Raw genomic sequence first — 2,323 nt, 5'->3', positions numbered from 1 at the left:
TTTTCCCACGGCAGTGCACAAAGTGGTGTCCGGCAGACCTGATTGTGGTACAAGACGTGGTTTCATGAGGCTGGATATGTGCGTTGTCTACAGAATATATAGCAATACTGCCTGTTGATATCACATCCAATGGCCGTAACGGATTAAGATGAGGAGGCCTGCTCTTGTCCTCTGATGTATAGGTGGCAGATGCAGACAGGCCGATCACTATGCAGAGACCGGTGGCAACAAAGTTCAGCCTGAAGGCCATTCCCTTCTTTCCCATAAAAAGAACAAAATAGATCGGCGGAATGTTCAGGACAAAAACATTTTTATCGGGGTTCCTGCACTGATCTCTTTATTCTGGGTACTCGTTACTACGAAAACACTAGCGACAGGCTGAAAGTCAGGGTTAATATCAGGTTGACAGAATTGGCTTCAAGCTCCCTGGAGCAGGGAGCAAGAGCCTCTTATGACTGCCTCGTCAAATCACTAAGTCTCTTTATTAGTACCGCTGTGTAGGGTGAGTACAGGCATTTCAATTATCCATGGATGACTTTCAGGTGGTGATGATTTGATACGTTTGCTGTTTGTGTCGAGACGTTCGATGTTGCTCTTTGCGTAACGATTGACCTTTTTGGTGTGTCCAGAAGAGCCCCAGGAAGGACGTTCTATAGCTGGATCCGCTGCGGCTTCCTGCAAAGCTCGAACGACCTCGATGTGGCCTGTCTGCACCGTCTGAAATAAAGGCGTGGCACCTTGGAATGTGTTATCAACTTCTATACCTTCAACACCAAGCAACATGTCAACCACCTCGGTATGGCCATACCGCATGGCAATAAAAAGGCCAAGAACGGGTTTGCCACTTATTCCACTGATAAGCGGCTTGTTAACGTCAAATTCTTCAAGGTCTAAAAAAGACTGCACAGCCTCTACATTGCCTTCACGGCAGGCTGCCAGAAAATCGTGTTCATGAAATGCATTCTCCAGTGCCTTGCTTAAAACTGCTTTACATTCTCCCTCGGCTAATGCCTCTGCACAAACCCCCAAAGCAAAGAAGAAAAAACTGATGTAGAACCACTGCTGTTTCTTATGAACTCTCAAAATAAGCCTCACACGACCTGCTGCCATCAAAGGGATGGAAGGATGGTACTCAACCAGGAATATATCAAGTTATTCGAGTCCCAGCGCCTCACGGACGAAAAGGGTGACTGTGGTAGTACTTGGCAAGCAACATGGCCCTGCTGACCATTTTGGCTTTCCTTGTGGATCAGATCCCGCAGCTGTTCTGATACAGGGACAGGTCGCGCGAGGAATCGACTGTTTGTTCAACTTACCAGACTGTTAGAGGCTTAACAGGTTACCTTGTTTATATTTGTGGTTATGATGCAGTTCAGCGGCTTCTGGTTGTTCACCAGTCCGCTCCTGAGTATCAGTCCAGAATAACAGCCAACCACGGTAGTATCCGTTTCTACGACCGAGCCTACAGCAAAAAAACTCACTATTTGAGTAACACCTATATTCACCACGAGCAGGGAAAACGAGTTCCTATTTGTATCGACGGTCAGGATTTTCCCTCCGTTGAGCACTACTTCCAATACTGTAAATTTGTTTATGCCCTGAAGGACGATGCAGAGCCTCAACTTGTACAACAAGCCAAACAAGATATTCTCATGGCAGAACGGGGCCGGGATGCTTCTGTCATTGGTTCTCCCAAAGGCTCCCACTATAAAAAACTGGTTGATCCGAATAAGTGGAAAAAGGTGAGTGACTGCGTCATGTACAGAGGAGTTTATGAGAAGTTCAAACAGATAAAAGTACTTAAAAAAGAACTTCTTGATACTTTCCCCTGTGTTTTGATTGAGCATACCCCCCAGGGAGGGGATAAATTCTGGGGGAATGCCGGAGATGATTCAGGTCTGAACCTGACTGGCCAGGTTCTTGGAAAAGTACGTGAGCAGCTATACAAAGAACAGACGCATCATTACAGCTGTGTATGAGGAATAGTCGCCAGCCACAACAGCACCGGCACAAGCACCATAACCCTTCGGGATGGATCGACCATGACCGCCAAAGGGCAAAGCGTGAGTGTGGGACAGAAGGCGTTTGATGAAGGCGGGGACGTTGTGCGGGAGGTGCCAGACCTCCCGGTGTATAGCGTGCAGGTTTAGGGGCGTCACCCCAGCGAGTGGAAGTACCAGTTGGTAAGAAACACCGTCACAATCGTGGTGATCAAACCGCCAAAGGTGATCCAGAACTGGCGGCTGAGGCCATGCATCTCCGAACGCACACCAGCGATCTCTTTGGTGAGCCCCGCCTCAACCCTCTCTACTTTGGCATTTAG

At 48.0% G+C, this 2,323-nt stretch carries 2 protein-coding genes; one reads left to right on the top strand and one right to left on the bottom strand.

What is annotated here, in order from left to right; genetic code table 11:
* Positions 1–471: 471 nt before the first annotated feature.
* Positions 472–1,083, bottom strand: a complete 612-nt coding sequence (locus E1189_RS07905; RefSeq protein WP_196221308.1) for an ankyrin repeat domain-containing protein — start codon at positions 1,081–1,083, stop codon at positions 472–474.
* 269 nt (positions 1,084–1,352) lie between these two features.
* On the opposite strand from E1189_RS07905, the gene E1189_RS07900 reads away from it, so the two are divergent.
* Positions 1,353–1,979 carry an NADAR family protein gene (locus E1189_RS07900; protein ID WP_329601942.1) on the top strand — a complete coding sequence of 209 codons (627 nt, stop codon included), beginning with the start codon at positions 1,353–1,355 and terminating at the stop codon, positions 1,977–1,979.
* Positions 1,980–2,323 lie beyond the last annotated feature (344 nt).

The organism is Parendozoicomonas verongulae (assembly GCF_009711465.1).
Taxonomy (GTDB): Bacteria; Pseudomonadota; Gammaproteobacteria; order Pseudomonadales; family Endozoicomonadaceae; genus Sansalvadorimonas; species Sansalvadorimonas verongulae.
Note: the sequence above shows the minus strand (reverse complement) of the source record. Positions and strands in the feature narration are given on the sequence as shown.